The organism is Bacillus sp. P4_D3 (assembly GCF_056401855.1).
Genome location: NZ_JBFUIN010000478.1, coordinates 1 through 2440 on the forward strand (window position 1 = coordinate 1; position 2440 = coordinate 2440).

The following is a 2440-nucleotide window of genomic DNA, read 5'->3' on the forward strand; positions in this document are numbered from 1 at the left end:
CCTAAAAGGGCTCATTTTTTATTTTATCGACCACATATATGTAATTTTGCATAATTTTACACAAATTCTGCATTTTCTCTTTTTTTCGACAATATTAGACAGTATATTTTGTACAAGCTTTCTATTTCAAAAATTATACGAGGTGAAAAAATGAAAAACACAAAGACATTAACTAAGGTAGCGTTAACAACAGGCTTAGCTTTAACAGCTGTAGTACCATATGGAGTAGGTCATGCAGAGGAAACCGATCAACTACAAGTTCAAATTCAAGAGGATTCGTTCCGTACAGGTGAACTTACACAACCGTCACAAAAGGCACCAGAGAATGTAGTGAAAGATGCTCTTAAGGAGAAAACAGAACAAGCCTTGTCTCCAAAACAAGTAAATGGAGAAACTGGAGTGGATTATAAAGTTCTTCAAAAACGTGGTTCGTATGATGGAACTACACTTGTACGTATACAACAAACATATGAGGGGAAAGAAGTATATGGGCATCAATTAACTGCACATGTAGATAAAAAGGGTGTTATTAAAAGTGTTTCAGGAGATAGCGCGCAAAATTTAAACCAAGAAAATTTTAAAAAACCTAGTAATCTATCAGAAGAAGCAGCGAAACAATATATTTATACGAAGTATGGGAGCGATATCAATTATATTTCTGAGCCAGAAGTAAAGGAAGTTATTTTTGTTGATGAAAATAATGGACAAGCTAACAATGCATACCAAGTTACATTTGCGGCAGCAACACCAAACTATGTATCTGGAACATATCTAGTAAATGCACAGAATGGGGATATGTTAAAAAATATGGTTCAAGAATCCAACTTAAAAGCAAGTGAAAAGCTTGTTGGAGCCTTAAAGGAAAGTAAAAAAAGCAATCTTACATCATTAACTGGAACAGGAAAAGATGATTTAGGTATATCTCGTTCATTTGGTATTTCTAAACAAAGTAATGGTAAATATGCACTTGCTGATTATACAAGAGGGCAAGGAATTGAAACATATGATGTGAATTACAGAGATATTACTAAAGAAGAAAGCTATTATCCTGGTACACTAGCAACCAGCACTTCAACAACATTTAACGATCCAAAAGCAGTAAGTGCTCATTATTTAGCAACAAAGGTATTTGATTTTTATAAAGATAAATATAAGCGTAATAGTTTTGATAATAAGGGACAAAAGGTAGTTTCAGTTGTACATGCTTGGGATTCTGAAGATACGAACGATCCGAAAAATTGGCAAAATGCATTAAGTGCTAATAATGGAAGTATGCTTGTATATGGCGATCCTATTGTCAAGGCATATGACGTAGCTGGACATGAATTTACACATGCTGTTACTTCTAGCGAATCTAATCTTGAATATTACGGTGAATCTGGTGCGATTAATGAAGCGCTATCTGATATTATGGGAACATCTATTGAGAAATACGTAAATAATGGAAGCTTTAACTGGACAATGGGAGAACAAACTGGATCTGTTTTCCGTGATATGGAAAACCCAGCTTCTGTTCCATCTTCACTTGGAGTACCTTATCCAGATGATTACAGTGAATTTAACGATTTTAATGGATGGGATCAAGGCGGCGTTCATTTTAATTCAAGTATTATTAATAAAGTTGCGTATCTCATTGCAAAAGGCGGAACTCATAACGGAGTAACTGTTAAAGGAATTGGTGAAGATAAAATGTTTGATATTTTCTATTATGCAAATACAGATGAATTAAACATGACATCTAATTTCAAAGAATTGAAATCAGCATGTATTCGAGTGGCAACTAATAAATATGGGGCGAATACAGCTGAAGTTCAAGCAGTGCAAAAAGCATTTGATGCAGCAAAAATTAAGTAAGTTAGAAATATAGTTTTCATTCATATATTAATACATTATGAAAATCAGCTAATGTCATTTTAAGGATATTAGCTGATTTTTTACGTAGCAATGTATTAGTGAAAATAAAATTACTAAGCAATAATCAGGCATCTATCTTCAATAAGTTACGACAAATATATAAGATTTCAAGGATATAAAAACAGAAAATTAATAATATATTGACCTTTTAATAGTAAGTGCTATAAAATGAAAGCGATAACAAACGATTGCTTTAAAATGATTTCCCTGATCTTTTAGTATTTACAAATATAAGAAGGAATAAACAAATCTATTTTTTTGAGTTTTAATGCAAACGTTTTCGTAAGGGTTGTTTCCATCTTATATTTGATTTTCGTATAAAAGATCATTGAAATACATACGTAAAAATAGCCAATATGGAGGTGAAGTAAAAGAGATTCCTAGATTAATTTAAACCGTGTTTCGTAGTATGAGCATAATAAATTGTTCGTAATATTTAAAGAAAGGGTGTATGGGGTGCAAATTACAAAAAAATTAATTAACAAATCGTTTTTATTACTTACCATAATCGTTATGTTATCATCTG

At 32.0% G+C, this 2440-nt stretch carries 1 protein-coding gene; it reads left to right on the forward strand.

The window, feature by feature from the left end:
- Window positions 1-150 precede the first annotated feature (150 nt).
- A complete protein-coding gene (locus AC1DTM_RS22985; RefSeq protein ID WP_016104944.1) occupies window positions 151-1854 on the forward strand; it encodes a M4 family metallopeptidase in 1704 nt (567 codons plus the stop codon).
- The last annotated feature ends 586 nt before the right edge of the window (window positions 1855-2440 follow it).

Bases quoted from the DNA above. Each gene is read 5' to 3' on its own strand.
- AC1DTM_RS22985 (WP_016104944.1), top strand. From the start codon at position 151: ATGAAAAACACAAAGACATTAACTAAGGTAGCGTTAACAACAGGCTTA.